Annotated in this window: 3 protein-coding genes; all 3 read right to left on the bottom strand. The window is 48.0% G+C overall.

What is annotated here, in order from left to right; all coding sequences use genetic code 11:
- A partial coding sequence (gene sucD / locus J5F18_RS08155; protein WP_346301770.1) for a succinate--CoA ligase subunit alpha occupies positions 1–708 on the bottom strand: 708 nt, incomplete at its 3' end.
- A complete protein-coding gene (sucC, locus tag J5F18_RS08150; RefSeq protein ID WP_346301769.1) occupies positions 708–1,877 on the bottom strand; it encodes an ADP-forming succinate--CoA ligase subunit beta in 1,170 nt (389 codons plus the stop codon). The genes sucC and sucD, both read right to left, overlap by 1 nt.
- Positions 1,878–2,009: 132 nt before the next feature.
- The coding region (locus J5F18_RS08145; protein WP_346301768.1) for a 2-oxo acid dehydrogenase subunit E2 at positions 2,010–2,445 on the bottom strand (436 nt) is incomplete at its 5' end.

Here is a 2,445-nt window from a genome sequence, read left to right as displayed (position 1 = left end):
ACCCGCGATGTAAGAAACAACTGGCTTAGTCACATTGTTTTTAATGTACTCAGCCGCTTCTTCTTCTGCGGTTCCACCGATTTCACCGATCATGACGATCGCTTCAGTTTTCGGATCTTTCTCGAACATCTCTAGGATGTCGATAAAGTTAGAACCTGGAATCGGGTCACCACCGATACCAACACAGGTTGACTGGCCGAAGCCTTCGTCGGTGGTTTGTTTCACCGCTTCGTACGTCAACGTACCTGAGCGAGAAACGATACCGACTTTACCTGGCTTGTGGATGTGACCTGGCATGATACCGATTTTACATTCACCTGGCGTGATAACACCCGGGCAGTTTGGACCGATCATGCGCACGCCTTTGTGCGTTAAGTATTCTTTCACGTAGAGCATGTCTAACGTTGGAATACCTTCGGTGATACAAATGATCAACTCGATGCCCGCATCCGCAGCTTCAATAATGGAGTCTTTACAGAAAGGTGCAGGAACATAAATAACTGACGCTGTTGCGCCGGTCGCTGCAACCGCTTCTTTAACTGTGTTGAATACAGGTAAATCTAAGTGCGTTTGACCGCCTTTACCTGGGGTCACACCTCCAACCATTTGCGTACCGTAAGCAATGGCTTGCTCAGAGTGGAAAGTACCCTGACCACCGGTAAAACCTTGGCAGATAACTTTGGTGTTTTTATCGATCAAGATAGACATTATTGACCTCCGGCTGCTGCAGCAACAACTTTCTGAGCTGCATCTGTCAGACTGGTAGCGGCTTCAATGTTCAAGCCACTTTCGGCGAGTTTTTGCGTACCCAGTTCAGCGTTGTTACCTTCAAGGCGAACAACCACTGGCACTTTAACGCCAACTTCTTCAACTGCACCGATAATCCCTTCTGCGATCATGTCACAACGTACGATACCACCGAAGATGTTAACGAATACGGCTTTCACATTGTCGTCAGACAAAATGATTTTGAACGCTTCAGAAACGCGCTCTTTCGTTGCTCCGCCACCAACGTCAAGGAAGTTAGCTGGCTCGCCGCCGCTTAACTTAACGATGTCCATGGTACCCATGGCAAGGCCTGCGCCGTTAACCATACAACCGATGTTACCGTCAAGCGCAACATAGTTCAGCTCGAATGTCGCTGCGTGAGCTTCACGCGCGTCTTCTTGTGAAGGATCGTGCATTTCTTTGATTTTTGGCTGACGATACATCGCATTACTGTCGATGTTGATTTTACCGTCGAGGCAATGCAAGTTGCCTTCGTCAGTGATAACCAATGGGTTGATTTCTAACAGTGCGAAATCGTACTGCTCGAACATCTTCGCCAAACCTAAGAAGATTTTTGTGAATTGCTTCACTTGCTCTGGGTTTAAGCCCAGTTGGAAAGCTAGGTCACGACCTTGGAATGGCTGTGGGCCAACCGTTGGGTCGATGATTGCTTTCAGAATTTTCTCCGGAGTTTCTTCCGCAACTTTCTCGATTTCAACACCACCTTCAGTCGATGCCATGAAAACGATTTTACGGGTAGCACGGTCAACAACTGCACCGAGATAAAGCTCTTTGTCGATGTCTGTGCAGCTTTCAACCAGAATTTTTGCAACTGGCTGGCCATTGGCGTCAGTTTGATAAGTGACTAAGTTTTTACCAACCCAGTTCTCAGCAAATGCACGTACTTCATCAAGGCTGCTGACCAATTTCACACCGCCCGCTTTACCGCGGCCGCCAGCGTGAACCTGACATTTTACAACCCACTTGTCGCCACCAATTTTCTTGGCTGCTTCGACCGCTTCTTCAGGCGTGTCGACTGCGAAGCCTTCAGAGACTGGCAGTCCAAACTCTCTGAATAGCTGTTTTGCTTGATACTCATGCAAATTCATGATGCTTATTCCGTTTGTTCATTCAAAACGAAAGCAGCCGAGGCTGCTTACCCGATTTTCGCGCGGGATTATACGTTTTTCCCGCCCAAAATAACAGCGGCAGTCGAAAATTAGACTGCCGCCCGAGTGCTATTAGATATCCAGCAGGAGACGCTGAGGATCTTCAAGCAGGTTCTTCACGGTGACTAAGAAGCCCACCGACTCTTTGCCGTCAATGATGCGATGGTCGTATGACAACGCTAAATACATCATTGGCAGGATTTCAACCTTGCCGTCCACCGCCATTGGCCGGTCTTGGATTTTGTGCATTCCCAAGATTGCGCTTTGTGGTGGGTTCAGAATTGGCGTTGATAACAACGAACCAAAGACGCCACCGTTGGTAATAGTGAAATTACCACCTTGCATTTCGTCCATGGTCAATTTGCCGTCGCGACCTTTAATGGCTAACTCTTTAATACCATTTTCGATTTCAGCCAAGCTTAACTTGTCGCAGTCACGCAGAACTGGAGTGACTAAGCCACGTGGCGTAGATACCGCAATGCTGACATCAAAGTAGTTGTGGTAAACG

The sequence above is a fragment of the Halomonas sp. BM-2019 genome (assembly GCF_017584085.1).
This window is presented reverse-complemented; position numbering and strand designations above follow the sequence as displayed.

What these genes read in the sequence shown, in the direction of transcription:
- sucC (WP_346301769.1), bottom strand. Translation starts at nt 1,877, where the DNA reads ATGAATTTGCATGAGTATCAAGCAAAACAGCTATTCAGAGAGTTTGGA.